This window comes from Streptomyces sp. NPDC037054 (assembly GCF_055606745.1).
The window spans coordinates 319,444-343,726 of sequence record NZ_JBVJSJ010000008.1; the positions used below are offsets into that span (position 1 = coordinate 319,444).

20 protein-coding genes and 6 tRNA genes are annotated in these 24,283 nt (G+C 70.7%); 11 read left to right on the forward strand and 15 right to left on the reverse strand.

All coding sequences use genetic code 11. The annotated features are described in order from the left end of the window. Positions 1–7 precede the first annotated feature (7 nt). Positions 8–1,675, forward strand: a complete 1,668-nt coding sequence (locus ACZ7D7_RS21495) for a N,N-dimethylformamidase beta subunit family domain-containing protein (RefSeq protein ID WP_470826173.1) — start codon at positions 8–10, stop codon at positions 1,673–1,675. Between the two features lie 127 nt (positions 1,676–1,802). Continuing rightward, a complete protein-coding gene (locus tag ACZ7D7_RS21500; protein WP_470826175.1) occupies positions 1,803–2,702 on the forward strand; it encodes a phosphoribosylaminoimidazolesuccinocarboxamide synthase in 900 nt (299 codons plus the stop codon). Between the two features lie 117 nt (positions 2,703–2,819). Here the strand turns inward: ACZ7D7_RS21500 and ACZ7D7_RS21505 are convergent. The 8 genes from ACZ7D7_RS21505 to ACZ7D7_RS21540 form a co-directional block, all read right to left on the reverse strand. After that, positions 2,820–2,895, reverse strand: a tRNA-Gly gene (locus ACZ7D7_RS21505). 23 nt (positions 2,896–2,918) lie between these two features. Continuing rightward, complete coding sequence (locus tag ACZ7D7_RS21510) at positions 2,919–3,545, reverse strand: response regulator (protein ID WP_470826176.1); 627 nt, start codon at positions 3,543–3,545, stop codon at positions 2,919–2,921. After that, entirely contained in the window at positions 3,542–4,855 is a 1,314-nt protein-coding gene (locus ACZ7D7_RS21515) for a sensor histidine kinase (protein ID WP_470826177.1), read from the reverse strand. The genes ACZ7D7_RS21510 and ACZ7D7_RS21515 overlap by 4 nt, the downstream gene beginning before the upstream one ends. A gap of 31 nt (positions 4,856–4,886) precedes the next feature. Then, entirely contained in the window at positions 4,887–5,630 is a 744-nt protein-coding gene (locus tag ACZ7D7_RS21520) for an ABC transporter permease (protein WP_470826237.1), read from the reverse strand. A gap of 86 nt (positions 5,631–5,716) precedes the next feature. After that, positions 5,717–6,673, reverse strand: coding sequence for an ABC transporter ATP-binding protein (locus tag ACZ7D7_RS21525; protein WP_470826178.1), 957 nt, complete (start codon positions 6,671–6,673; stop codon positions 5,717–5,719). 150 nt (positions 6,674–6,823) lie between these two features. Further along, positions 6,824–6,896, reverse strand: a tRNA-Gly gene (locus tag ACZ7D7_RS21530). 77 nt (positions 6,897–6,973) lie between these two features. Continuing rightward, positions 6,974–7,045: transfer RNA gene (locus ACZ7D7_RS21535), tRNA-Gly, on the reverse strand. A gap of 126 nt (positions 7,046–7,171) precedes the next feature. After that, positions 7,172–7,489: a histone-like nucleoid-structuring protein Lsr2 gene (locus ACZ7D7_RS21540; RefSeq protein WP_279551916.1), complete on the reverse strand. Its 318-nt coding sequence runs from the start codon at positions 7,487–7,489 to the stop codon at positions 7,172–7,174. 342 nt (positions 7,490–7,831) lie between these two features. Here ACZ7D7_RS21540 and purS point away from each other — a divergent pair, with 342 nt between their 5' ends. The 7 genes from purS to purM all read left to right on the forward strand — a co-directional run bounded on the left by purS (position 7,832) and on the right by purM (position 15,436). Beyond that, positions 7,832–8,095 carry a phosphoribosylformylglycinamidine synthase subunit PurS gene (purS, locus tag ACZ7D7_RS21545; RefSeq protein WP_015659417.1) on the forward strand — a complete coding sequence of 88 codons (264 nt, stop codon included), beginning with the start codon at positions 7,832–7,834 and terminating at the stop codon, positions 8,093–8,095. Then, entirely contained in the window at positions 8,092–8,772 is a 681-nt protein-coding gene (gene purQ / locus ACZ7D7_RS21550) for a phosphoribosylformylglycinamidine synthase subunit PurQ (protein ID WP_470826180.1), read from the forward strand. Before purS ends, purQ begins: the two co-directional genes overlap by 4 nt. Beyond that, positions 8,769–11,027 (forward strand): phosphoribosylformylglycinamidine synthase subunit PurL, encoded by a 2,259-nt coding sequence (gene purL, locus ACZ7D7_RS21555; RefSeq protein ID WP_470826181.1) that lies wholly within the window; start codon positions 8,769–8,771, stop codon positions 11,025–11,027. The genes purQ and purL overlap by 4 nt, the downstream gene beginning before the upstream one ends. An 84-nt stretch (positions 11,028–11,111) precedes the next feature. Next, positions 11,112–11,906 (forward strand): sterol carrier family protein, encoded by a 795-nt coding sequence (locus ACZ7D7_RS21560; protein WP_470826183.1) that lies wholly within the window; start codon positions 11,112–11,114, stop codon positions 11,904–11,906. Between the two features lie 54 nt (positions 11,907–11,960). Further along, positions 11,961–12,731, forward strand: a complete 771-nt coding sequence (locus tag ACZ7D7_RS21565) for an META domain-containing protein (protein WP_470826184.1) — start codon at positions 11,961–11,963, stop codon at positions 12,729–12,731. A 62-nt stretch (positions 12,732–12,793) separates the two neighbouring features. Then, positions 12,794–14,323 carry an amidophosphoribosyltransferase gene (gene purF / locus ACZ7D7_RS21570; RefSeq protein ID WP_470826185.1) on the forward strand — a complete coding sequence of 510 codons (1,530 nt, stop codon included), beginning with the start codon at positions 12,794–12,796 and terminating at the stop codon, positions 14,321–14,323. Positions 14,324–14,368: 45 nt separating this feature from the next. Further along, positions 14,369–15,436: a phosphoribosylformylglycinamidine cyclo-ligase gene (gene purM, locus ACZ7D7_RS21575; RefSeq protein ID WP_470826187.1), complete on the forward strand. Its 1,068-nt coding sequence runs from the start codon at positions 14,369–14,371 to the stop codon at positions 15,434–15,436. Between the two features lie 93 nt (positions 15,437–15,529). Here purM and ACZ7D7_RS21580 read toward each other — a convergent pair whose 3' ends face one another. Together ACZ7D7_RS21580 and ACZ7D7_RS21585 are read right to left on the reverse strand one after the other, a co-directional pair. Continuing rightward, positions 15,530–15,781 carry a DUF3073 domain-containing protein gene (locus ACZ7D7_RS21580; RefSeq protein ID WP_279551926.1) on the reverse strand — a complete coding sequence of 84 codons (252 nt, stop codon included), beginning with the start codon at positions 15,779–15,781 and terminating at the stop codon, positions 15,530–15,532. A 309-nt stretch (positions 15,782–16,090) separates the two neighbouring features. Beyond that, positions 16,091–17,179, reverse strand: coding sequence for a Leu/Phe/Val dehydrogenase (locus ACZ7D7_RS21585; RefSeq protein WP_470826188.1), 1,089 nt, complete (start codon positions 17,177–17,179; stop codon positions 16,091–16,093). 220 nt (positions 17,180–17,399) lie between these two features. Between ACZ7D7_RS21585 and ACZ7D7_RS21590 the strand changes: the two genes are divergently transcribed. Beyond that, a complete protein-coding gene (locus tag ACZ7D7_RS21590) occupies positions 17,400–18,260 on the forward strand; it encodes a DUF8083 family protein (RefSeq protein WP_470826190.1) in 861 nt (286 codons plus the stop codon). Between the two features lie 591 nt (positions 18,261–18,851). After that, positions 18,852–19,058 carry a developmental transcriptional regulator BldC gene (bldC, locus tag ACZ7D7_RS21595; RefSeq protein WP_003949541.1) on the forward strand — a complete coding sequence of 69 codons (207 nt, stop codon included), beginning with the start codon at positions 18,852–18,854 and terminating at the stop codon, positions 19,056–19,058. Between the two features lie 470 nt (positions 19,059–19,528). Here bldC and ACZ7D7_RS21600 read toward each other — a convergent pair whose 3' ends face one another. From ACZ7D7_RS21600 to ACZ7D7_RS21620, 5 genes are all read right to left on the reverse strand, one after another. Then, positions 19,529–19,723 (reverse strand): DUF6274 family protein, encoded by a 195-nt coding sequence (locus ACZ7D7_RS21600; protein ID WP_470826191.1) that lies wholly within the window; start codon positions 19,721–19,723, stop codon positions 19,529–19,531. 127 nt (positions 19,724–19,850) lie between these two features. After that, positions 19,851–19,925, reverse strand: a tRNA-Asp gene (locus ACZ7D7_RS21605). 93 nt (positions 19,926–20,018) lie between these two features. Further along, positions 20,019–24,002, reverse strand: coding sequence for an ATP-dependent RNA helicase HrpA (hrpA, locus tag ACZ7D7_RS21610; RefSeq protein ID WP_470826192.1), 3,984 nt, complete (start codon positions 24,000–24,002; stop codon positions 20,019–20,021). A gap of 90 nt (positions 24,003–24,092) precedes the next feature. Then, positions 24,093–24,169 (reverse strand) — tRNA-Phe (locus ACZ7D7_RS21615). A gap of 24 nt (positions 24,170–24,193) precedes the next feature. Next, a tRNA-Asp gene (locus tag ACZ7D7_RS21620) sits at positions 24,194–24,268 on the reverse strand. Positions 24,269–24,283 lie beyond the last annotated feature (15 nt).

Below are 24,283 nucleotides of genomic sequence, written 5' to 3' on the forward strand. Positions count from 1 at the left end.
AGGCCACATGGGGTCGGACCAGATCCGCCGCTGGGAGTCGGGAGCACGGGCGCACGCCGTGACGGACCCCTTCGGGCAGGGCCCCGTTCCCTGGCTGCGCGGCACCGAGGCGTACTTCGCCGACACCGGCCGGATCGTCCCCTGGTACGCGGATCCCGACCCGGCGGAAGCCACGGACCCCGCCGGCCCCGCAGACCTCACCGACCGGCCCGATCAGCCCGACCAGGCCAGCCCTTTCCCATCGGCCCCGTCGGCCCCGTCGGCCCCGTCAGCTCGGTCGGCTCCAGCCCGAAACCGCACCGGCCGCGGCATCCCGTCCCCCCGAGCCGCTAGAGCCCCCCACGCCCCCCGCGCCACCAGCGCCCCCCGCGCCGCCCAAGCCCACGGCGGCCCGCGTTCGGCGGACGACGTCCGCTGCCAGATCAAGGGGTTCACGGCGACCGGCGCGGTGGCCCCCGGCGAGGCGATCGACTTCCACATCACGGTCGACCCGCCCCAGGAGTTCGGCGTCGACGTCTACCGCATCGGCCACTACGCCGGCGACGGCGCCGCGAAGATCACCACGAGCCCCCGCCTGTCCGGCATCGTGCAGCTCCCGCCGCTCACCGCCGACCGCACGGTCTCGTGCCACCACTGGTGGCTGTCCTGGCGGTTGCAGGTCCCGTCGTACTGGAACACCGGCGCGTACGTCGCCGTGCTCACGACCGCCGACGGCTACCGCTCCCACGTGCCGTTCACCGTCCGCGACGACCGCCCGGCCGACCTGCTGCTCGTCCTGCCGGACATCACGTGGCAGGCGTACAACCTCTACCCGGAGGACGGCCGCACCGGCGCCAGCTTCTACCACGCCTGGGACGACGAGGGCCGGCTGCTCGGCGAGGCCGACGCCGCGACCACGGTCTCCTTCGACCGCCCGTACGCGGGCTGGGGCCTGCCGATGCACGTCGGCCACGCCTACGACGTCATCCGCTGGGCCGAGCGCTACGGCTACGACGTCACCTACGCCGACGCCCGTGACCTGCACGCGGGCCGCGTCGACCCGACCCGGTACCGCGGGCTGATCTTCCCCGGCCACGACGAGTACTGGTCGGTCCCGATGCGCGCCGCCGCGGAGCGCGCCCGCGACCACGGCACGTCCCTGGTCTTCCTCTCCGCCAACACCATGCACTGGCAGGTGGAGTTGAGCCCGTCCCCGTCCGGCGTCCCGGACCGCCTGCTGACCTGCCGCAAGCGCAGGGGCCCCGGCAGGCCGGTGCTGTGGCGGGAGGTCGACCGCCCCGAGCAGCAGCTGATCGGCATCCAGTACGGGGGCAGCGTCCCGGAGCCCCACCCGCTGATCGTGCGCAACGCCGACCACTGGCTGTGGGAGGCGACCGGCGCCCTGGAGGGCGACGAGATCGACGGGCTGGTCGCCGGTGAGGCTGATCGTTACTTCCCGCGCACGCCGCTGCCCGCGTACGACGAGCGGACCCTGCTCGCCCACTCCCCGTACACCGACGCGGACGGCGCCCCGCGCCACCAGGAGACGTCCCTCTACCGGGCCCCGTCGGGCGCCTGGGTCTTCGCGTCCGGCACCTTCGCCTGGTCCCCGGCCCTGGACCGCCCCGGCCACGTCGACCCCCGCGTCCAGCGCGCCACGGCCAACCTGCTGGGCCGCATCTGCAAGCGGGACTGAACCCCCGGAACTTCCGACCCCAGGGCACCGGCACCGCACGCGGCACCCCAAGCCGCCCCTGGCGGAGCCCCGCCCTCCGCCATACGGGAGAATCGTGGGAAGTCGTACAGATCCACGGGGAGGCACCGTGTCCGGATTCGTTGAAAAGCCCGAGCCGCGTCAGGTTCCGGGCCTGGTGCATCTGCACACCGGCAAGGTGCGCGACCTGTACCAGAACGAGGCGGGCGACCTCGTGATGGTCGCGAGTGACCGCATCTCCGCCTACGACTGGGTGCTGCCCACCGAGATCCCCGACAAGGGCCGGGTCCTCACCCGGCTCTCGCTGTGGTGGTTCGACCAGCTCGCGGACCTCGTCCCGAACCACGTCCTGAGCACCGAGCTGCCCGCCGGCGCCCCCGCCGACTGGGAGGGCCGCACCCTCGTGTGCAAGTCGCTGCGGATGGTCCCCGTGGAGTGCGTGGCCCGCGGCTACCTCACCGGCTCCGGCCTCGCCGAGTACAAGGAGACCCGCACCGTCTGCGGGCTCGCCCTCCCCGAGGGGCTCGTCGACGGTTCGGAGCTGCCCGCCCCGATCTTCACCCCGGCCACCAAGGCCGAGGTCGGCGAGCACGACGAGAACGTCTCCTACGAGGAGGTCGCCCGCCAGGTCGGCGCCGAGACGGCCGCGCAGCTGCGCCAGGCCACGCTCGCCGTGTACTCCCGCGCCCGGGACGTCGCCCGCGAGCGCGGCATCGTCCTCGCGGACACGAAGTTCGAGTTCGGCTTCGAGGGCGACGCGCTGGTCCTCGCGGACGAGGTCCTCACGCCGGACTCCTCCCGCTTCTGGCCGGCCGACCAGTGGCAGCCGGGGCGGGCGCAGCCGTCGTACGACAAGCAGTTCGTCCGGGACTGGCTCACCTCCGCCGAGTCCGGCTGGGACCGGTCCGGGGAGCAGCCTCCGCCGCCGCTGCCGCAGCAGGTCGTGGACGCGACGCGGGCGAAGTACGTGGAGGCGTACGAGCGCCTGACGGGCACGGCCTGGAGCTGACCACCGGGCGGAGCAGGGGCCCGGCCGCACCGACGACCGGGCCCGCGCGCACCGAAGCCCGGCACGGCAGCGGCGGCCGTACGACAAAGGCCCCGGTCGATGACCGGGGCCTGTGACTGGAGCGGACGACGAGGCTCGAACTCGCGACCTCAACCTTGGCAAGGTTGCGCTCTACCAACTGAGCTACGTCCGCAGTGCGCCGTGGCGCGAGAGCAACTATACCCAACCTCGCTCCCGTGCGAGACGCACTGCCGCGTGACGGTTCTCCGCCCCGAGCTTCGTCGCCGCCGACGACAGGTAGTTCCGCACGGTGCCCTGCGACAGCGCGGCCCGCTCCGCGATCTCCGCGACAGGCGCCCCGTCGGCGGCGAGCTCCAGCACCTCCGCCTCCCGCGCGGTCAGCGGCGAGTCCCCGGCGGCGATCGCGTCGGCCGCCAACTCCGGATCGACGTAACGGTTTCCGGCGTGCACGGTGCGGATGATCTCCGCGAGCCGCTGCGCGCTGACCGTCTTCGGGACGAACCCGCGCACGCCCGCCGCGAGCGCCCGCTTCAGATGCCCGGGCCGGCCGTGACTGGTCACGATCAGCACCTGGCAGTCCGGCAGTTCCGCCCGCAGTGATGTGGCGACCTTCACACCGTCCGCGCCGGGCATCTGGAGATCCAGTACGGCGACGTCCGGGCCGTGCGCCCGCGCCATCGCCAGGGCCTCCGGTCCGGTCGCGGCCTCCGCCACGACCATGAGGTCGTCCTCCAGCGACAGCAGCGCCGCGAGCGCTCCCCGGATCAGATGCTCGTCGTCGGCGAGCAACAGCCGTACGGGCTTCCCGTCCCGCCCCGTCATGAAGTGACCTCGCTCACAAACCGGCCGGAGGTCACCCGTGTGTCCTCCGCGTGGTCGCCAGTGGCCCGCGCCCCGTCGGCATCCGGCACCTCCGCCACCAGCCGGAACCTTCCCCGCCCCGTCGGCCCCGCCCGCAGCGTTCCGTCGAGGTGGGCGAGCCGTTCGCGGAGGCCGGTGAGGCCGGATCCATCGGCGTGCGCGGAAGCGGCGGTCTGCGCGGAAGCGGCGGCCCGTCCGGACGAGGCCGGCACCCCGTCGTTCTCCACCGTCAGCACCACGCGTCCCTCCCGCACCTCCAGCCGCACTTCGCAGTGGCGCGCGTCCCCGTGGCGCAGGACGTTCGTCGCCGCCTCCCTGACGACCCAGCCCAGGGCCGACTGGACGGGCGCGGGCAGGCCGTCGACCGTTCCGGTGACCGTGCAGTCGATGCCGGCGGCGGTCAACACGCTCCGCGCACCGGCGAGTTCCCCGGCGAGGTCGGCCTCGCGGTAGCCGCGGACGACCTCCCGCACCTCGCGCTGCGCCTCCCTGGCCAGGCGCTGCACCTCGACCATCTGCGGAACGGCCTCGGGCCGCCCCCGCTGGGCGAGCTGGACGGCCAGCTCGCTCTTGAGGGCGATCACGGCGAGGTTGCGCCCCATCACGTCGTGCAGGTCCCGCCCGAACCGCAGCCGTTCCTCGGCCACCGCGAGGCGGGCCCGGGTCTCGCGGGCCTCGTCGAGCGCGTAGACGGCGTTGAGGAGCCAGACGGAGAAGACGGACGTGAAGGCGAAGAACGACGTGCCCGCGAGCACCCCGAGCCCGGCGCCCAGCGCGGCGGCGAAGGAGCCGTGCAGCACGAGGACCAGGCCCGCGGAGCCCACCCCGCAGCCGCCGACGAGGCCGAGCACGCGCCGCCTGCTCCGCACGCCGAGCGAGATCGCGCCGACGCCGAAGATCAGCACACCCGCGAACGCCGTGATCACCGCGCCGTCGGCGTTCTTGCCGCCGGGTACGTGATCGGCGAGGACGAGGGTGCCGACCGCGAGCGCCGTGCCGGTGACGGCGAGCGCCCACATCAGCCGGAGGGGCTGCTCGCGCCGGCCCCGGTGCCAGTCGAGCGCCCGCGCCCCGGTCACCGCGCAGAGCAGGGCGTGCCCGCACACCAGGCCCGACAGCCAGGCCGCGTACGGCATCCGCACGTGTTCGAGGATCGGCAGCGCGAACAGCCCCACCTCGATCACCGCGAAGAAGTGGAACGACCACCGCGTGTACGTCTCGACCTTCGCCGGCGTGCTCTTGCCCCGCCACCACCTGCCCGGCCCGCGCATGGTCAGCCCTCCCCGGACATCGCGTCGTACGTCACCGCCGCGGCTCCCAGCGGAACCACCGTCGTACAGCAAACACCGCGACGACCGTCCAGGCCAGGGCCGTCGTGATGGCGCCCAGCGCCTCGTAGGCGGAGAGGTCGCCGGTCCAGCCGGCGCGGATCAGGGTGATGACGGGCGTCAGCGGCAGCACCTCGCAGACGGCGGCCACCCGGTCGGGCAGCATCTCCAGCGGCACGGCCATCCCGGAGCCGAGCATGCCGACGAACATCAGCGGCAGGGGTGTGACCTGCGCGCTCTCGCTGGTCCTGGTGAAGCTCGCGGTGAGCGCGCCCAGCGCGGCCGACAGCACGATGCCCAACAGCAGCCCGGTGACGGCCAGATGGGGCGCCTTCGGCGCGGACATGTCCAGCAGGACGGCGCAGCCGGCGGCCAGCAGCAGCGACTGGACGAGGCCGACGGCTGCGGCCGGCAGCGCGGCCCCGGTGAGGATCTCGGCGTCCCGCAGCTCCCCGGTGCGCAGCCGCTTGAGGACGAGTTCCTCGCGCCGGGCGACGTAGATGCCGACGAGCGCCCCGTAGACGGCGAACAGCAGGGAGAAGCCGATCGCGGCGGGCAGCATGACCGTGCCGACGGACAGGCCGGCCTCCGCGAGGTCCATCTCCTCGGTCGCGGACCGCAGGCTGAAGGGGAGGAAGAACGGCACGAACAGCGCGGCGAACAGCGTGCCCCGGCTGCGTCCCAGCAGCGTCACCTCGGCCCGCGCGAGCGCCGCCATGCGTCCGCCCGCCGTCGTCACCGCCGCGCCCGCGCCGGCCCGCCCGGCCGGTCCGTCCCGGCCGTCCCTCTCGATCGTGATCCCGCTCATGCCGCGTACTCCCGTACGTCCGTGGCGGAGGCCGCCCGCGCGATCCCGAGGAAGGCCTCCTCAAGGGACGCGGACCGCACGTCCAGCCTGCCCAGTTCGACTCCGGCGCGCTCCGCCCACACCAGCAGCGCGGTGGCCGTGCGCTGCAGTTCCCGGGTGCGCAGCCGCACCAGACGCCCGTCCGTTTCGTGATCGCACACGCCGAGTTCGCCGAGCGGCGGCAGGTCGCCGACGAAGTAGCCGTCGGGCAGTTCGAAGGTGATCCGGGACGGCTGTGCGGCCGTCACCTCGGCGGGCGTGCCGGTCGCGGCGATGCGACCCTCGTGCAGGATCGCGAGGCGGTCGGCGAGCTGCTCGGCCTCCTCCAGGTAGTGCGTGGTCAGCAGCACCGTCGTCCCGCCGTCGCGCAGCGCGCTCACCAACTCCCAGGTGTCGCGGCGCCCTTCGGCGTCGAGGCCGGTCGTGGGCTCGTCCAGGAACAGCACCTCGGGCCGGCCGAGCAGCGCGAGCGCCAGGTCGAGGCGCCGCCGCTCACCGCCGGACAGCTGCTTCACCCGGACGCCGGCCTTGTTCCCGAGACCGACCAGTTCCAGCGCCTCCGGGACCGGCCGCGCCCCGCTCACGCACCCCGCCCACATCCGCGCGGTCTCGGCGACGGTCAGCTCGGACGGGAAGCCGCCCTCCTGGAGCATCACGCCGGTGCGGGGCCGGACGGCCGCCCGGTCGGTGTACGGATCGTGGCCGAGGACCCGCACCCGCCCGCCGGCCGGGGCGGCGAGCCCTTCGAGCAGTTCGACGGTGGACGTCTTGCCCGCGCCGTTGGTGCCGAGCAGCGCGAAGACCTCCCCGCGGCGCACGGAGAAGCTGATGCCGCGCACCGCCTCGAACCCGCCCCCGTACACACGCCGCAGGTCTGTGACCTCAATCACGTGTTCGTGTTCGTTCGCTTCCATGCCCTCAGGGTTCCGCGAAGGGGAGCGGGGCGGCAGTGCGCGGTGTCATCACTCGGCATGACAAATGTCAGACGGCGACGGGCGAACCGGCCGGACAAAGGGAGCTGCACGAAAAGACCCCGGTCCATCAGGACCGGGGTCTCATTCCCGAGCGGACGACGAGGCTCGAACTCGCGACCTCAACCTTGGCAAGGTTGCGCTCTACCAACTGAGCTACGTCCGCATTGCCTCCGACCGGCTCTCACCGATCGGCGCGGGCACCAGCCTACCTGATCCACAACAGTGGTGGTGGCGATGCAGAGCGGGTGACAGGAATTGCACACTGCGCCTTCCCCCTGGAAGGGGGATGTTCTACTACTGAACTACACCCGCGCGCCCCTGAGTGAGCTGGGCCTTTCGGCCTCGCCCCTCGGCGTGCTCCAGACTCTAGCTGATCAGCGGGGGTGCTGCGCAAGTCGGTTGCCGCGAGGGGCGGGTGACCGGTCGTCGGCCCGGGGCTCACTGCGCGGCGGCGAAGGCCTCGTACACCTTCTTCGGGATCCGGCCGCGCGCCGGCACGTCCATCTTGTTGGCCTGGGCCCACGCCCGCACGGCCGCCGGGTCCGGCGCGACCTCGGTCTGCCGGTACGTCCGCCCCGACCTGGACCGCTTGCGGCCGGCCGCCACGTAGGGCTCGAGGGCCCGACGCAGTTTCTCGGCGTTGGCTTCATTCAGGTCGATCTCGTACGACTTGCCGTCGAGTCCGAAGGCGATCGTCTCCGCCGCTTCCGAGCCGTCGATGTCGTCAAAGAGAGTGACCACGACCTTCTGCGCCACGAATATCGGTCCCTTCGTGCGACACCTTGTCCGTGTGACGTGCCGATACGTCACGGAGATGTCGGCTGTCCGCCTGTTAATGGGCAAAGTATCGGCCAATGGCATTTCATTTGTACAGTGCCCGCGATTGCATTGTGAAGCCCGACTAAATCGCCCCGCGTGTCCGTCGCGCAATAGGGAACACGCCCCGATCACGGATCTTTCCCGTAACTTTTCATGAAGGCACCGTGCCGAGACGCGATCGTGACGGCGGTCACGTAGATTCCTACAACTCTACTCGCGTAGAAATTTTGTGCGGGTAGTCTGAAGGAACCTGCTCAGCACCACACACCGGGAGTGCCAGTGGCACGCGTCGTAGTCGACGTCATGCTCAAGCCGGAGATCCTCGACCCCCAGGGCCAGGCGGTGCAGCGCGCACTGCCGCGTCTGGGTTTCGAAGGGATCTCGGACGTCCGCCAGGGAAAGCGATTCGAACTGGAAGTTGACGGGCCGGTCGACGAGGCCGCGCTCGCCCGCATCCACGATCTCGCGGAATCCTTCCTCGCCAACACCGTGATCGAGGACTTCACCGTCAAGGTGGAGGAAGTCGCGGAGGCCGCGAAGTGACCGCTCGTATTGGCGTCGTCACTTTCCCCGGCAGCCTCGACGACCGCGACACGCAGCGCGCGATCCGTCTCGCCGGCGCCGAACCCGTCGCTCTCTGGCACAAGGACAAGGACCTCAAGCAGGTCGACGCCGTGGTGCTGTGCGGTGGTTTCTCCTACGGCGACTATCTGCGCGCCGGGGCCATCGCCCGTTTCTCGCCGGTGATGGAACCCCTCATCGAGCAGGCGAAGGCCGGGCTGCCGGTCCTCGGCATCTGCAACGGCTTCCAGATCCTCACCGAGGCCCACCTGCTGCCCGGCGCGATGCTCGGCAACGACCACCTCCACTTCATCTGCCGCGACCAGAAGCTGCGGGTGGAGAACGCGGACACCGCCTGGACGACCGACTACGCGGCCGGCCAGGAGATCAACATCCCGCTGAAGAACATGGACGGCCGGTACGTCGCCGACGAGTACACGCTGGACAAGCTGGAGGCCGAGGGCCGCGTCGCCTTCCGGTACCTGGACTTCAACCCCAACGGCTCGCTCCGCGACATCGCCGGCATCAGCAACGAGGCGGGCAACGTCGTCGGCCTGATGCCGCACCCCGAGCACGCCGTGGAGCCGCTGATCGGTACCGGTCGTACCGACGGCCTCCCGTTCTTCACCTCGATCCTCAAGAAGCTGGTCAACGCATGAGCCGGACGCCTCTGGACACGGTCGAGCACGCGGCCGCGACCCCCGACGTCGAGCTGCCCTGGGCCGAACTCGGCCTGAAGAAGGACGAGTACGAGCGGGTCGTGGAGATCCTCGGCCGCCGGCCCACCGGTGCCGAGCTCGCCATGTACTCGGTCATGTGGTCCGAGCACTGCTCGTACAAGTCCTCCAAGGTCCACCTCCGCCAGTTCGGCGAGAAGGCCCCCGAGAACGACGCCCTCCTCGTCGGCATCGGCGAGAACGCCGGCGTGGTCGACGTCGGCCAGGGCTACGCCGTCACCTTCAAGGTCGAGTCGCACAACCACCCGTCCTACGTGGAGCCCTACCAGGGCGCCGCGACCGGCGTCGGCGGCATCGTGCGCGACATCATCGCGATGGGCGCCCGCCCGGTCGCCGTGGTCGACCCGCTGCGCTTCGGCGCCGCCGACCACCCCGACACCAAGCGCGTGCTGCCCGGCGTCGTCGCCGGCATCGGCGGCTACGGCAACTGCCTGGGCCTGCCGAACATCGGCGGCGAGGTCGTCTTCGACGCCTGCTACCAGGGCAACCCGCTGGTCAACGCGGGCTGCGTCGGCGTGATGCGGCACGAGGACATCCACCTCGCGAAGGCGTCCGGCGCGGGCAACAAGGTCATCCTCTACGGCGCCCGCACCGGCGGCGACGGCATCGGCGGCGCCTCCATCCTCGCCTCCGAGACCTTCGACGACGCCAAGCCGTCGAAGCGCCCCGCCGTCCAGGTCGGCGACCCCTTCCAGGAGAAGCTCCTCATCGAGTGCACCCTGGAGGCCTTCAAGGAGAAGCTGGTCGTCGGCATCCAGGACCTCGGCGCGGCCGGCCTGTCCTGCGCCACGTCCGAGCTGGCCTCCAACGGCTCCGGCGGCATGCGCGTCACGCTCGACGACGTACCCCTGCGCGACTCGACGCTCTCGCCCGAGGAAATCCTCATGAGCGAGTCGCAGGAGCGCATGTGCGCGGTCGTCGAGCCCGACAAGGTCGACCGCTTCCTGGAGATCTGCGACAAGTGGGACGTCATCGCCACCGTCATCGGTGAGGTCACCGACGGCGACCGCCTGGAGATCTTCTGGCACGGCGGCAAGATCGTGGACGTCGACCCGCGCACGGTCGCCCACGAGGGCCCCACCTACGAGCGCCCGTACGCGCGCCCCGAGTGGCAGGACGCCCTCCAGGCCGACGACGCGAACAAGCTGCCGCGCCCGGGGACCTCCGAGGAACTGCGCGAGCAGGTCCTGAAGCTGGTCGCCTCCCCGAACCAGGCGTCCAAGAAGTGGATCACCTCGCAGTACGACCACTTCGTGCAGGGCAACACCGTCCTCGCCCAGCCCGAGGACTCCGGCATGATCCGCATCGACGAGGAGACCGGCCTCGGCGTCGCCCTCGCGACGGACGGCAACGGCCGGTACGCCAAGCTCGACCCGTACACCGGCGCGCAGCTGGCCCTCGCGGAGGCGTACCGCAACGTCGCCACCACGGGCGCCAAGCCGCTCGCCGTCTCCGACTGCCTGAACTTCGGCTCGCCCGAGGACCCGGCCGTCATGTGGCAGTTCGCCGAGGCCGTGCGCGGTCTCGCGGACGCCTGTCAGCAGCTCGGCACCCCGGTGACCGGCGGCAACGTCTCGCTCTACAACCAGACGGGCGAGGCCGCGATCCACCCCACCCCGGTCGTGGCCGTCCTGGGCGTCATCGACGACGTGGCACGCCGCACGCCGGTCGCCTTCCAGGAGGAGGGCCAGCTGATCTACCTCCTCGGCGACACGCGTGAGGAGTTCGGCGGCTCGGCCTGGTCCCAGGTCGTGCACGACCACCTCGGCGGCCTGCCGCCCAAGGTCGACCTGGAGCGCGAGCGCCTGCTGGCCGAGATCCTGATCTCCGCCTCCCGCGACGGCATGATCGACTCCGCGCACGACCTGTCCGACGGCGGTCTGATCCAGGCCGTGGTCGAGTCGGCGCTGCTCGGCGGCAAGGGCGCGCGCCTGATCGTCCCCGACGGTCTGGACGCGTTCACGTTCCTGTTCTCCGAGTCGGCCGGCCGCGCGATCGTCGCGGTGCCGCGCTCGGAGGAGGTCCGCTTCAACGACATGTGCGGGGCCCGGGGTCTGCCCGTCACCCGCATCGGTGTCGTGGACGGTGACACGGTCGAGGTCCAGGGCGAGTTCACGCTGCCCCTGGCCGAGCTGCGCACGGCCCACGAGGAGACGATCCCGTCCCTCCTGGCCTGACCGCCGCCCGCCGGCGAAGGCCCCGCCCGAGGAACCTCCGGGCGGGGCCTTCGCGCGTCCCCGGCCCCGCATAGGCTGCCGTCCATGCCGCCGAAGAAGCGCCCCCGCAGCTACGACGCCGTCAAGATCCGGGCCGCCGTCCTCGCCCAGTTCGGCCACGTACGGTCCGCCGTGCGCGGGCTCACGGCCGAGCAGCTCGCGCTGCCGACGCGGCTCGGCGACTGGACCGTACGGGAGCTGGCGGCGCACGTGACCATGGCCGTGGAGACCGTCAGCCGCAACCTCGACCGCGACCCGCCCGCCAGGGCCGGACTGTCTCTGCTCGACTGGCCCTTCGCCACCGCCGCCCGCGCCGCCGACATCGCCGACGGCACCCGCGAACTGGCCGCCGCCCACCCCGACCTCGACGCCCTCTACGCCCACACCGCCGAACGCCTCGCCGCACGGCTGGCCGACGCCCCCGGCACCCGCCTGCTCGCCACCCGCACCGGCGCCATGACGCTCGCGGACCACCTCGTCACCCGCACCGTCGAACTCGTCGTCCACACCGACGACCTCAACGCGGCCGTGCCCGGCCTCGACATCCCGTACGACCGCCAGGCCCTCGCCGCCTGCACCCGGCTGCTGGCCGACGCCCTCGCCGCGAAGGCGCCCGGCGGTTCCACGGAGGTCCGCGTGCCGCCGTACGCCGTGGTGCAGTGCGTCGAGGGGCCCCGGCACACCCGCGGCACCCCGTCGAACGTCGTCGAGACCGACCCGCTGACCTGGATCCGGCTCGCCACCGGACGGCTCGCGTGGGCCGACGCGGTCGCCGCCGCCCGCGTCAGCGCGAGCGGCGAGCGCGCCGACCTCTCGGGACTGCTCCCGCTCATGGGCTGAGAAGGCTGCGGACGCCCCGCGGAACCGATCACACCGGACGCCCGTCGAAGCGGCATGGACAGGCACAAGCAGCGCATCACCCTGACGGCAGCCGTCGTGCTCGTCCCGCTCGTGGCCGCGTGCGGCACCGAGAAGGCGGGCAGCGGATCGGTCGGTTCCGAGAAACCCCTGACCGGAGTGGTCTGGCGCGTCGACAGCGTCACCGTCGACGGCACCACGCAGCGCGCCCCGGCCGACGCGCACGTCACGATCGGCGACGACGGCCGCGCGGAGGGCAGTTACGGCTGCAACACCTTCAGCGCGAAGGCCGCCGTCGACGGCGACAAGGTCCGCCTCGGCGACGCCACGGCGACCGAGATGGCCTGCGACAAGAAGCCCATGGACTTCGAGCGGGCCCTCGCCGGCGCCCTCACCGGCACCGAGCTGGGCACCGACCGGAACGGCGACCGCCTCACCCTGACCAACGGCAAGGGCGACACCGTCCGCCTCACCAAGTCCGCGGACGCCCCGCTGCACGGCACGAAGTGGAAGATCACCGGACCCGGCGCCGCCGGCGAGGCCCACCTGACGTTCGACGCGAAGAAGGGCACCGTCTCCGGGCGGCTCGGCTGCAACCGCGTCAGCGCCGAGGCCACCGTCCGCGACGGCACTATCACCGTCAGCGCCCCCACCACCACCCGGATGATGTGCGAAGACTCACTCATGGACACCGAGAGGGCGCTGCTGACGGCGCTGAAGGGTCCGCTGCGCTACGAGATCGACCACCGCACCCTCACGCTGACCAGCGACAACGGTCCCGGAGTGCGGGCCGTCGCCGACCAGTGATCCACAACTGAGGACACATCCCCAATTCGGACCAGTGGTCGATCTCGCCTACACTCGGTGGCGTGCCACGTGGTGACGGACGACTCAACCACGACCTTCTCCCCGGCGAGAAAGGCCCCCAGGACGCTTGCGGCGTCTTCGGTGTCTGGGCGCCGGGCGAAGAGGTCGCCAAGCTCACGTACTTCGGGCTCTACGCCCTCCAGCATCGGGGCCAGGAGTCCGCGGGAATCGCGGTCAGCAACGGCTCCCAGATCCTCGTCTTCAAGGACATGGGCCTGGTTTCCCAGGTCTTCGACGAGACCTCCCTCGGATCGCTCCAGGGACACATCGCGGTCGGACACGCCCGCTACTCGACCACCGGTGCCTCCGTGTGGGAGAACGCCCAGCCGACCTTCCGCGCCACCGCGCACGGATCGATCGCGCTCGGCCACAACGGCAACCTGGTCAACACGGCGCAGCTCGCCGAGATGGTCGCCGACCTGCCCAAGGACCACTCCGGCCGCTCCACCCGGGTCGCGGCCACCAACGACACCGACCTCGTCACGGCGCTGCTCGCCGGCCAGGTCGACGCCGACGGCAAGCCGCTGACCATCGAGGAGGCGGCCGCCAAGGTCCTCCCCGAGGTGCGCGGCGCCTTCAGCCTCGTCTTCATGGACGAGCACACCCTGTACGCGGCCCGCGACCCGCAGGGCATCCGCCCGCTGGTCCTCGGCCGCCTCGAGCGCGGCTGGGTCGTCGCCTCCGAGTCCGCCGCCCTCGACATCTGCGGCGCCGCCTACGTCCGCGAGATCGAGCCGGGCGAGTTCGTCGCCATCGACGAGAACGGCCTGCGCACCTCGCGATTCGCGGAAGCGAAGCCCAAGGGCTGTGTCTTCGAGTACGTGTACCTGGCCCGCCCGGACACCGACATCGCCGGCCGGAACGTGTACCTGTCCCGCGTCGAGATGGGCCGCCGCCTCGCCAAGGAGGCACCCGTCGAGGCGGACCTGGTCATACCGACCCCGGAGTCCGGCACCCCCGCCGCCATCGGCTACGCGGAGGCCTCCGGCATCCCGTTCGGCGCCGGCCTGGTCAAGAACGCGTACGTGGGCCGGACCTTCATCCAGCCTTCACAGACCATTCGCCAGCTGGGCATCCGGCTGAAGCTGAACCCGCTCAAGGAAGTCATCAAGGGCAAGCGTCTGGTCGTCGTCGACGACTCCATCGTCCGCGGCAACACCCAGCGGGCCCTGGTCCGCATGCTGCGCGAGGCGGGCGCCGCCGAGGTCCACATCCGGATCTCCTCGCCGCCCGTGAAGTGGCCCTGCTTCTTCGGCATCGACTTCGCCACCCGCGCCGAGCTCATCGCCAACGGCATGACCATCGAGGAGATCGGCACCTCGCTCGGCGCCGACTCCCTGGCGTACATCTCCATCGACGGCATGATCGAGGCGACCACCATCGCCAAGCCGAACCTGTGCCGCGCCTGCTTCGACGGCGAGTACCCGATGGAGCTCCCGGACCCCGAGCTGCTCGGCAAGCAGCTCCTGGAGACCGAGCTGGCCGCCGGCCCGGCCGCCCCGGCCGCGGTCGACGCGATCCGCCGTCCGTAGTCCGCCCGCAATACCTGCTGTACGACACGAAGGTTCTCCTTAGCCATGTCTGAGACAACTGGTGCCAGCTACGCAGCCGCGGGCGTCGACATCGAGGCGGGCGACCGCGCCGTCGAGCTCATGAAGGAGTGGGTGAAGAAGACGCAGCGCCCCGAGGTCCTCGGCGGCCTCGGCGGTTTCGCCGGCCTCTTCGACGCCTCCGCGCTGAAGAACTACGACCGCCCGCTGCTCGCCTCCGCCACCGACGGCGTCGGCACCAAGGTGGACGTCGCCCGCCGGATGGGCGTCTACGACACCATCGGCCACGACCTGGTCGCCATGGTCATGGACGACATCGTGGTGTGCGGCGCCGAGCCGCTGTTCATGACCGACTACATCTGCGTCGGCAAGGTGCACCCCGAGCGTGTCGCCGCCGTCGTCAAGGGCATCGCCGAGGGCTGTGTGCTCGCCGGCTGCGCCCTGGTGGGCGGCGAGACGGCCGAGCACCCCGGCCTGCTGGGCCCGGACGACTTCGACGTCGCCGGCGCCGGTACGGGCGTCGTGGAGGCCGACCGGCTGCTGGGCGCGGACCGTATCCGCACGGGTGACGCGGTGATCGCCATGGCGTCCTCCGGCCTTCACTCGAACGGGTACTCGCTCGTCCGGCACGTCCTGCTCGACCAGGGCGGCATGGCCCTCGACACCCACGTGGCCGACCTCGGCCGCACCCTGGGCGAGGAACTGCTGGAGCCGACGAAGATCTACTCGCTGGACTGCCTGGCCCTGATGCGCACCACCGACGTGCACGCCTTCAGCCACGTCACCGGCGGCGGCCTCGCGGCCAACCTGGCCCGCGTGATCCCGGACGCCCTGCACGCGGTCGTGGACCGCTCCACGTGGGCCCCGGCGCCGGTCTTCGACCTCGTGGGCCGCACCGGCTCCGTCGAGCGCCTGGAGCTGGAGAAGACGCTCAACATGGGCGTCGGCATGATCGCGATCGTGCCCGAGGAGTCCGCGGACGTGGCCCTCGCGACCCTGGCCGACCGCGGCGTGGACGCCTGGGTGGCCGGCGAGATCACCGAGCGCGGCGACCACGAGACGGGCGCCGCGATGATCGGTGACTACGCGAACTGAGCGGTGCGGTGCCGCCCGCGCGGGAGACGTGCGGGCAGCACAGAACCCGGTCGGTGACCGAAGTCACCGACCGGGTTGATGCTCAGTGCAAGGTCAAGCGCCGCGACGTTGCTGCGGGGACTGGCCGTCCTCGTCCTCGTCGTCGTCCTCGTAGAGGTCGGCGTACTTTGCGTACAGGTCGTCGTCTTGCTCATCGTCCTCGAACCGTTCGCCGCCGTTCGGCGACGCGTTCGCAGTCGATGCGCCCAGCTCCTCGGCCAGGCGTGCGAGATCAGTCCCACCGCTGTTGTACTTCAGCTGGCGGGCGACCTTCGTCTGCTTGGCCTTGGCCCGGCCGCGCCCCATGGCTCGACCCCCTCAACGACGGGGCTCGACGGCCCCAGAGTCTTGACACGCGTTCATGATCCGGAACGGACTCTCCGTGGAGAGGCCGGTCCGTAGGGCTTCCACGGTACCTGAGCCCGCGCCCATACGGTACGTCGCCCGCAGGACGTGGCCGCGCCCAGGACCTTCGAGGCGCCCTGTCCTCGCTGGTCAACCGCGATTTTAACCACTTATCGGCGGTCGACCCGCCGGGAGAAGTGAGAGTTCTCTCCAACCGCCCCCCGGCGGGTACCGGTCAAACCCCGGGCCGGCCCGGAACGCGTGCCGCGATCAGCGTGCCGCGCGGGCCTCCGCCATGCGCTGCTCGGCGATCCGGTCGGCCGCCGCGGCCGGCGGAATCCCGTCCGTCTTCGCACGTGCGAATATGGCCAGCGTGGTGTCGTAGATCTTCGCCGCCTTGGCCTTGCACCGCTCGAAGTCGAAGCCGTGCAACTCGTCGGCCACCTGGATGACACCGCCGGCGTTCACCACGTAGTCCGGCGCGTAGAGGATCCCGCGGTCGGCGAGGTCCTTCTCGACGCCCGGGTGGGCCAGCTGGTTGTTGGCCGCGCCGCACACCACCTTGGCGGTCAGCACCGGCACCGTGTCGTCGTTCAGGGCGCCGCCCAGCGCGCAGGGGGCGTAGATGTCCAGGCCCTCCACCCGGATGAGCGCCTCGGTGTCGGCGACCGACGTCACGCCCTCGGGGTGCCGGTCGAGGATCCGCCGGACGGCGTCCTCGCGCACGTCCGTGACGACGACCTCGGCACCCTCCTCCCGCAGGTGCTCCACGAGGTGGTGGCCGACCTTGCCGACGCCGGCGATGCCGACCTTGCGGCCGCGCAGCGAGGGGTCGCCCCACAGGTGCTGGGCGGAGGCCCGCATGCCCTGGTAGACGCCGAACGCGGTGAGCACGGAGGAGTCGCCGGCGCCGCCGTTCTCGGGGGAGCGGCCGGTGGTCCAGCGGCACTCGCGGGCCACGACGTCCATGTCGGCGACGTACGTGCCGACGTCGCAGGCGGTGACGTAGCGGCCACCGAGGGAGGCGACGCAGCGGCCGTACGCGAGGAGCAGCTCCTCGGTCTTGATCTGCTCCGGGTCGCCGATGATCACGGCCTTGCCGCCGCCGTGGTCGAGACCGGCCATGGCGTTCTTGTACGACATGCCACGCGCGAGGTTCAGGGCGTCGGCGACGGCCTCCTCCTCGGTCGCGTAGGGGTAGAAGCGCGTACCGCCGAGGGCGGGGCCCAGTGCGGTGGAGTGGATGGCGATGACGGCCTTGAGGCCGCTGGCGCGGTCCTGGCAGAGCACGACCTGCTCATGTCCCCCCTGGTCCGAGTGGAACAGGGTGTGCAGGACGCCGTCGGTTACATCGGTCACTGTGGTGACTCCTGAGTAAATAGCGGCGGGCGGGAAAGCTCCCGTACGGGTGGCGGGCGCTGTGAGCATGAGATTAAAGCCTGGTGCGCCCGCGGGTCCCACAGTGCTCAGGATCACGTCCGAGTGGGGTACCGCCGTGCGACGATTTGCATGGTTTTCTTGCGAGATCGTGAGGGGAATCTGCAGTTTTTCCCATCGACGGGCGGGGGAGGGAGCAGGCGTGCCCAAGGTGTCCTCGGTGACCGTCCCGTACGCGGCGTACCTCCGCGTGTACGAACCCCTGGCCGCCTTCCCGGAGCCGGAGCGCACCCACTGGGCGCGCTACGCGCGTCGCACCGACCGCCCGTCGTACCAGGACGAACTGCGCCGCTCCCTGGCCGACTTGGTGCCCACCCCGCCGGTCCCGGTGCCGGTGCACGAGAGCGGGGACGCGTTCGTCCTCCAGGTCGACGGGGTCGTCTGCGTCTGCCCCTGGCGCACCCGCCTGCGCGGCTGGCAGGCGCTGTCGGAGATCGCCGAGGAACTGCCGCCACCGGTCCTCGACGCGGTGCTGCCGCCGGTCCTGCGGCGCCAGACCGCCCAGGACTACGAGCGCTGGCTGGCCCGCAACCCCGACGCGCGGCCCTGGATCCGTACGGCGACCTGGCAGGTGCCGATCAACTGGTTCGTGCTGGTCGCGGACGACGAGCGCGAGTACGACAAGGGCTCGGGCGTGCCCGGCGCGTCCGGTGAGAGCGCTCCCGTGCTGCGCTACCGCACGCCCATGGTGCAGGCCAGGCGCCGGGTCGCGCGCGGGCTGCGCGCCCTCAAGGACGCGATCGAGGAGGGGCCGCTCATCGACGGCCTCGTGGACGTCGGGCGCTGGCTGGAGGAGTTCCACCCGCGCTCCTTCGTGGAGCTGGACTACGGCGGGCTGGTGCACGCCCTGCCGGCGGGCGAGCTGGAGGACGACCACTCGGCGGCGGACGTGGCCGAGGGCATGGACGCCCTGCGGCGCGGCGACGGGGAAGCGGCGGGCGAGGCGTACGGGCGGCTCGTGGAGCGGTGGCGCTCCGTGCGGGACCTCCGGTCGGCGAACTGACGCCTGACCCGGTCCGGCGAACTGACGTTTGACGGGACGCCCGTTTTGGGGTTTTGTCTTCGCACTGAGGTGCGCATCCTGTCTGCGCCGAAGTGCTCCCTGAGGGGCCGTCAGTACGGGCTTCACGAGGGACGTAGGTCCCGATCCGGGCGTATCCGTCAACCGTGTCAAGCGTGACGGACCGCACGTACGCGGCCCTTGCGCCCCTTACCCCTCCTCATGCCAAAATAGGACAAGGAGTCCGGGGAGGACTCTGTTCGTCCAACTCTGTTGTGGAGTGGGCGAAATCTCAGCATTGCACGACCTTGGGGGGTCTGGTGCCTCCTGATCGTCCTGTGACTGATCGTCACAGTGGCGTGACTGTCCGCTATGGCATGGTCCATCGGCTTCCGTCGCTGATGAACACCTGGAGGGGCAATTCCATCGGTTTGGCCGACGCGGCTGGACAGATGGTGTAGTTGTAGTGCCGAGGACAAGCCGTTCGTCCTATAACCGACTCGACTCGCGTCCGCCATTTCGGGCAACGCGGGTCAAGGTGCAGAATTTAGAGGAAAGAACCGAGAAGGTTCGGTTCTCCCGAGGAGGCCGCTCATGACCGCTCGCACCCCTGATGCCGAGCCGCTGCTGACCCCGGCTGAGGTCGCCACCATGTTCCGCGTCGACCCGAAGACGGTCACGCGCTGGGCGAAGGCCGGCAAGCTCACGTCGATCCGCACGCTCGGCGGGCATCGCCGCTACCGCGAGGCCGAGGTCCGCGCTCTGCTCGCGGGCATCCCGCAGCAGCGCAGCGAGGCCTGAACAACTGCATAACCGGGCAAAACGGCACGCCCTCAAACCTGCCGCAGCGCCCGGAACGACCGCTCCACACGATGCGGGGACTGCCCCAACAGGCCCCATGTCCGAGTCGCCCGGAGCCCTCCGGGCAAGCAGCAGGACGCGTCGTCGATCGCGCTGGACTCCGCCGGGTCCAGCGCGGTTTTTTATGCCTCCCCCGGCGCGCCGACTGGCGGTCCGTGCGCGGTGCTGTCGGAGTCCGGGGGGACGTGTCGGAAACCCCCTGCGAGACCCTCCGGAGAGAGTGCAATTGCACATATTAAATTGACCTGTTGTCGGTGAGGGGTAAGTTTGGCACCCCAGAAAAATCATGAAGTGACACCCGTCACAGGTGGAGTCGCTTGTTGCCGCTGGCGGTGTGCGCTATTGGAACGGCGGGTTCCGGCCATGGTTCCACCGCCCCACGGCGGGGCGGGTGTTGACGCCGGCGGCTCTCACGCGGGCGACGCGCTCCCGCCCTCCGGCAAGGGCTGCTGCGGGGCCTGTACGGCCGGCGGGGCCGCATCCATCGCCAGTCTCAGGAGGCGGTGGCAGATGGGGCAGTGGCGGGTCACATGGCGGTAGGACGATGCGGCCGACAAATGCGCGCGGAGCAGGGCTCGCGTCTCGTGCCTGGCCGATGCCGCCATACGCCACCTCCGAGGGGGCCACGGAGAGGGCCCTGCCTCTTGGGGTACCGAGTCACCGACGGACCGTCAAGACGGCGCGGGGTACGCGAAAGAACCCGGGTCGCATCGACCCGGGTTCTTTCTCATGCGGTCCTGACGGGATTTGAACCCGCGGCCTCCACCTTGACAGGGTGGCGAGCACTCCAAACTGCTCCACAGGACCAGGTTTCGCAGCGCCATTCGTGCGTTGCGCTGCGAGAAGGACTGTACAGGAGGGTGAGCCCTCTGGTCGAACTCACCCACCGTACAGGGGCGGTTACGGGACAGCCGCGTCGATCGCCTTCACGATCCGCTTGTCCGACACCGGGTACGCCGTGCCCAGCGCGTGCGCGAAATAGCTGACCCGGAGCTCCTCGATCATCCAGCGGATGTCCAGCACCGGCGCCGGCACCGGACGGCCCTGCGGCAGCTGCTCCAGCAGCCACGCGTACTCGTCCTGCATCTCGTGCACCTTGGCCATGCGCGTCGTGTCCCGCTGCACGTTCGTCGGCATCTGCTGCAGGCGCCGGTCCGCCGCCACCAGGTACCGCATCAGGTCCGGCAGGCGCCGCAGCCCCGCCCGCGTCACGAAGCCCGGCGCCACGAGGCCGTCCAGCTGCTTGCGGACGTCCTGGAGGTTCGGCAGCAGCGCGGGGCTCCGCACGGCCTTCAGGCGGCGCTCACAGGACTGCCACGCCGCCAGCACCTGCTGCACCTGGCCCACCGTACGGACCGTCGTGTCGACGATCTCCGCGCGGACCTTGTCGTACAGCTTCCGGTACGACTCCTCGTCCCACGCCGGACCGCCGAAGTCGGCGATCAGCTTGTCCGCCGCCGCCGTCGCGCAGTCGTCGAAGAGGGCCTGGATGGAGCCGTGCGGATTCGCCGACAGGCCCAGCTTCTGCTGGTTGCTGAGCTTCTCGGACGCGAACTTCGCGGGATTGACCGGGATGTTGCGCAGGATCAGCCGCCGCGTGCCCCGCCACATCGCCTGCGCCTGCTCGGCCTCCGTGTCGAACAGCCGCACCGAGACGGTGTCGCCGTCGTCGACCAGCGCCGGGAACGCCTTGACCGGCTGCCCCGCGCGACGCGTCTCGAAGACACGGCTGAGCGAACCGATCGTCCAGTCCGTCAGGCCCGTGCGCTCCAGGGACTCGCCGCCCTGCCGCTCGGCGGTCGCGGCCGCCGCCTGCGAGATGGCCTTGCGGGCCTTCGGCCGCAGCTTCAGGCGCAGCGCCTCCAGGTCCTTGTCCTCGGCCAGCGTCCGCCGCCGCTCGTCCACGATCCGGAACGTGATCCGGAGGTGGTCCGGCACCTTGTCCCAGTCGAAGTCCTCGGCGGTGAACGGCACTCCGACCATCCGCTTCAGCTCACGCGCCATCGTCGTGGTCAGCGGCTCCTGGAGCGGGACGGCCGCGTCCAGGAAGCGCTTCGCGAAGTTCGGCGCCGGCACGTAGTTGCGGCGGATCGGCTTCGGCAGCGAGCGGATCAGCTCGGTGACCAGCTCCTCCCGCAGACCCGGGATCTGCCAGTCGAAGCCCTCGTCCGTGACCTGGTTCAGCACCTGGAGCGGGATGTGCACCGTCACGCCGTCCGCGTCCGCACCCGGCTCGAACTGGTAGGTCACCCGGAACTTCAGCCGGCCCTGCCGCCACGAGTCGGGATAGTCGTCCTTGCTGACCGCGCCCGCACGCTCGTTGATGAGCATCTCGCGCTCGAAGTCGAGGAAGTCCGGCTGCTCCTGGCGCTTGTGCTTCCACCATGAGTCGAAGTGCGCCCCCGACACCACGTGGTCCGGCAGCCGCTGGTCGTAGAAGTCGAACAGCGTCTCGTCGTCCACCAGGATGTCCCGGCGCCGCGCACGGTGCTCCAACTCCTCGACCTCGGTGAGGAGTTTGCGGTTGTCGGAGAAGAACTTGTGGTGCGTGCGCCAGTCGCCCTCGACCAGCGCGTGCCGGATGAACAGCTCGCGGCTGACCTCGGCGTCGATCCGCCCGTAGTTCACCTTCCGCTGCGCCACGATCGGCACGCCGTACAGCGTGACCTTCTCGTAGGCCATCACCGCGGCCTGGTCCTTCTCCCAGTGCGGCTCGCTGTACGTCCGCTTCAGCAGGTGCTGCGCGAGGGGCTCGACCCACTCCGGTTCGATCTTCGCGTTGACGCGCGCCCACAGGCGGGACGTCTCGACGAGCTCGGCGCTCATCACGAAACGCGGCGGCTTCTTGAACAGCGCCGACCCCGGGAAGATCGCGAACTTCGCGTTGCGGGCGCCCACGTACTCGTTGCGCTCGCGCCGTCCGCCGGAGTCCCTGGCGTCCTTCGACTCCTTGGACTCCTTCACGTCCTTCATCCCGATGTGGGACAGCAGACCCGCGAGGAGGGAGACGTGGATGCGGTCCGCCGGGGCGTCGTCCTCGTTGGGGTGGATGCCCATCTGCTTCGCGACCGTACGCAGCTGCGTGTAGATGTCCTGCCACTCACGGATGCGCAGGAAGTTCAGGTACTCCTGCTTGCACATGCGGCGGAAGGACGACGAACCGCGCTCCTTCTGCTGCTCACGGACGTAGCGCCACAGGTTCAGGTAGGCGAGGAAGTCGCTCGTCTCGTCCTTGAAGCGGGCGTGCTGCTGGTCGGCCTGCGTCTGCTTGTCGGCGGGGCGCTCACGCGGGTCCTGGATGGACAGCGCCGCCGCGATGACCATGACCTCGCGGACGCAGCCGTTCTTGTCGGCCTCCAGCACCATGCGCGCCAGCCGCGGGTCGACCGGCAGCTGGGCCAGCTTGCGACCGGTGTCCGTGAGCCGCTTGCGCGGGTCCTTCTGGGAGGGGTCGAGGGCGTTCAGCTCCTGGAGCAGCTGGACGCCGTCACGGATGTTGCGGTGGTCCGGCGGGTCGATGAACGGGAACTTCTCGATGTCACCGAGGCCGGCCGCGGTCATCTGCAGGATGACGGACGCCAGGTTCGTCCGCAGGATTTCGGCGTCCGTGAACTCCGGGCGGGACAGGAAGTCGTCCTCGCTGTAGAGCCGGATGCAGATGCCGTCCGACGTACGGCCGCAGCGGCCCTTGCGCTGGTTGGCGCTGGCCTGCGAGATCGCCTCGATCGGCAGCCGCTGCACCTTCGTGCGGTGGCTGTAGCGGGAGATGCGGGCGAAACCGGGGTCGATGACGTACTTGATGCCCGGCACCGTCAGCGACGTCTCCGCGACGTTCGTGGCGAGCACGATCCTGCGCCCCGAGTGCTGCTGGAACACGCGGTGCTGCTCGGCGTGCGAGAGCCGCGCGTACAGCGGGAGCACCTCGGTGAAGCGGTAGTTCTTCTTGGTGAGCGCGTCCGCCGTGTCACGGATCTCCCGCTCACCGGAGAGGAACACGAGGATGTCGCCCGGCCCCTCGGCCATGAGCTCCTCGACGGCATCCGTGATCGCGGTGATCTGGTCGCGGTCGGCGTCGTCGGAGTCCTCTTCGAGCAGCGGCCGGTAGCGCACCTCCACCGGGTACGTCCGGCCGCTGACCTCGATGATCGGGGCATCGCCGAAATGGCGCGAGAACCGCTCCGGATCGATGGTCGCCGACGTGATGACGACCTTCAGATCCGGCCGCTTCGGCAGCAGCTGCGCGAGGTACCCGAGCAGGAAGTCGATGTTGAGGGACCGCTCGTGCGCCTCGTCGATGATGATCGTGTCGTAGGCGCGCAGCTCGCGGTCGGTCTGGATCTCGGCGAGCAGGATGCCGTCCGTCATCAGCTTGACGAAGGTGCCCTCCGGGTTCACCTGGTCGGTGAATCGCACCTTCCAGCCGACGGCCTCCCCCAGCGGGGTGTCCAGCTCCTCCGCCACCCGCTCGGCCACTGCGCGCGCGGCGATCCGGCGCGGCTGGGTGTGCCCGATCATGCCGCGCACGCCGCGTCCCAGCTCCAGGCAGATCTTCGGGATCTGCGTGGTCTTGCCGGACCCGGTCTCACCAGCCACGATCACGACCTGGTGATCACGAATGGCCTCCGCGATCACGTCCTTCTTCTGGCTGACCGGAAGCTGCTCGGGATAGCGGATCTCCGGCACCCGGGCGCGCCGCTCGGCGAGGCGCTGCCCGGCCTTGTCGACCTCGGCCTCGATCTCGGCGAGAACAGCGGCCCGGGCCTCCGGCTTACGGATCTTGCGCGCGCCCTCCAGCCTGCGCCCGAGCCGATGCGCGTCACGCAGCGACAGCTCGGTCAGACGGGAGGCGAGGGCGCCGAGGGCGGGGGCGGGGTCGGTAGACATACGGATTCCAGGATCTCATCCGGGCGAAAAACGTGGCGAACGCTTTTCTCGGCATGCCAAAACCCCCGCCGAGATCTCGACGGGGGCTGATGGTGGCTGGGGCCGGGGTCGAACCGGCGACCTTCCGCTTTTCAGGCGGACGCTCGTACCAACTGAGCTACCCAGCCACGAGGTTTCACGTGAAACCTCAGCGGTCCTGACGGGATTTGAACCCGCGGCCTCCACCTTGACAGGGTGGCGAGCACTCCAAACTGCTCCACAGGACCAAGCTTCGCGTACGA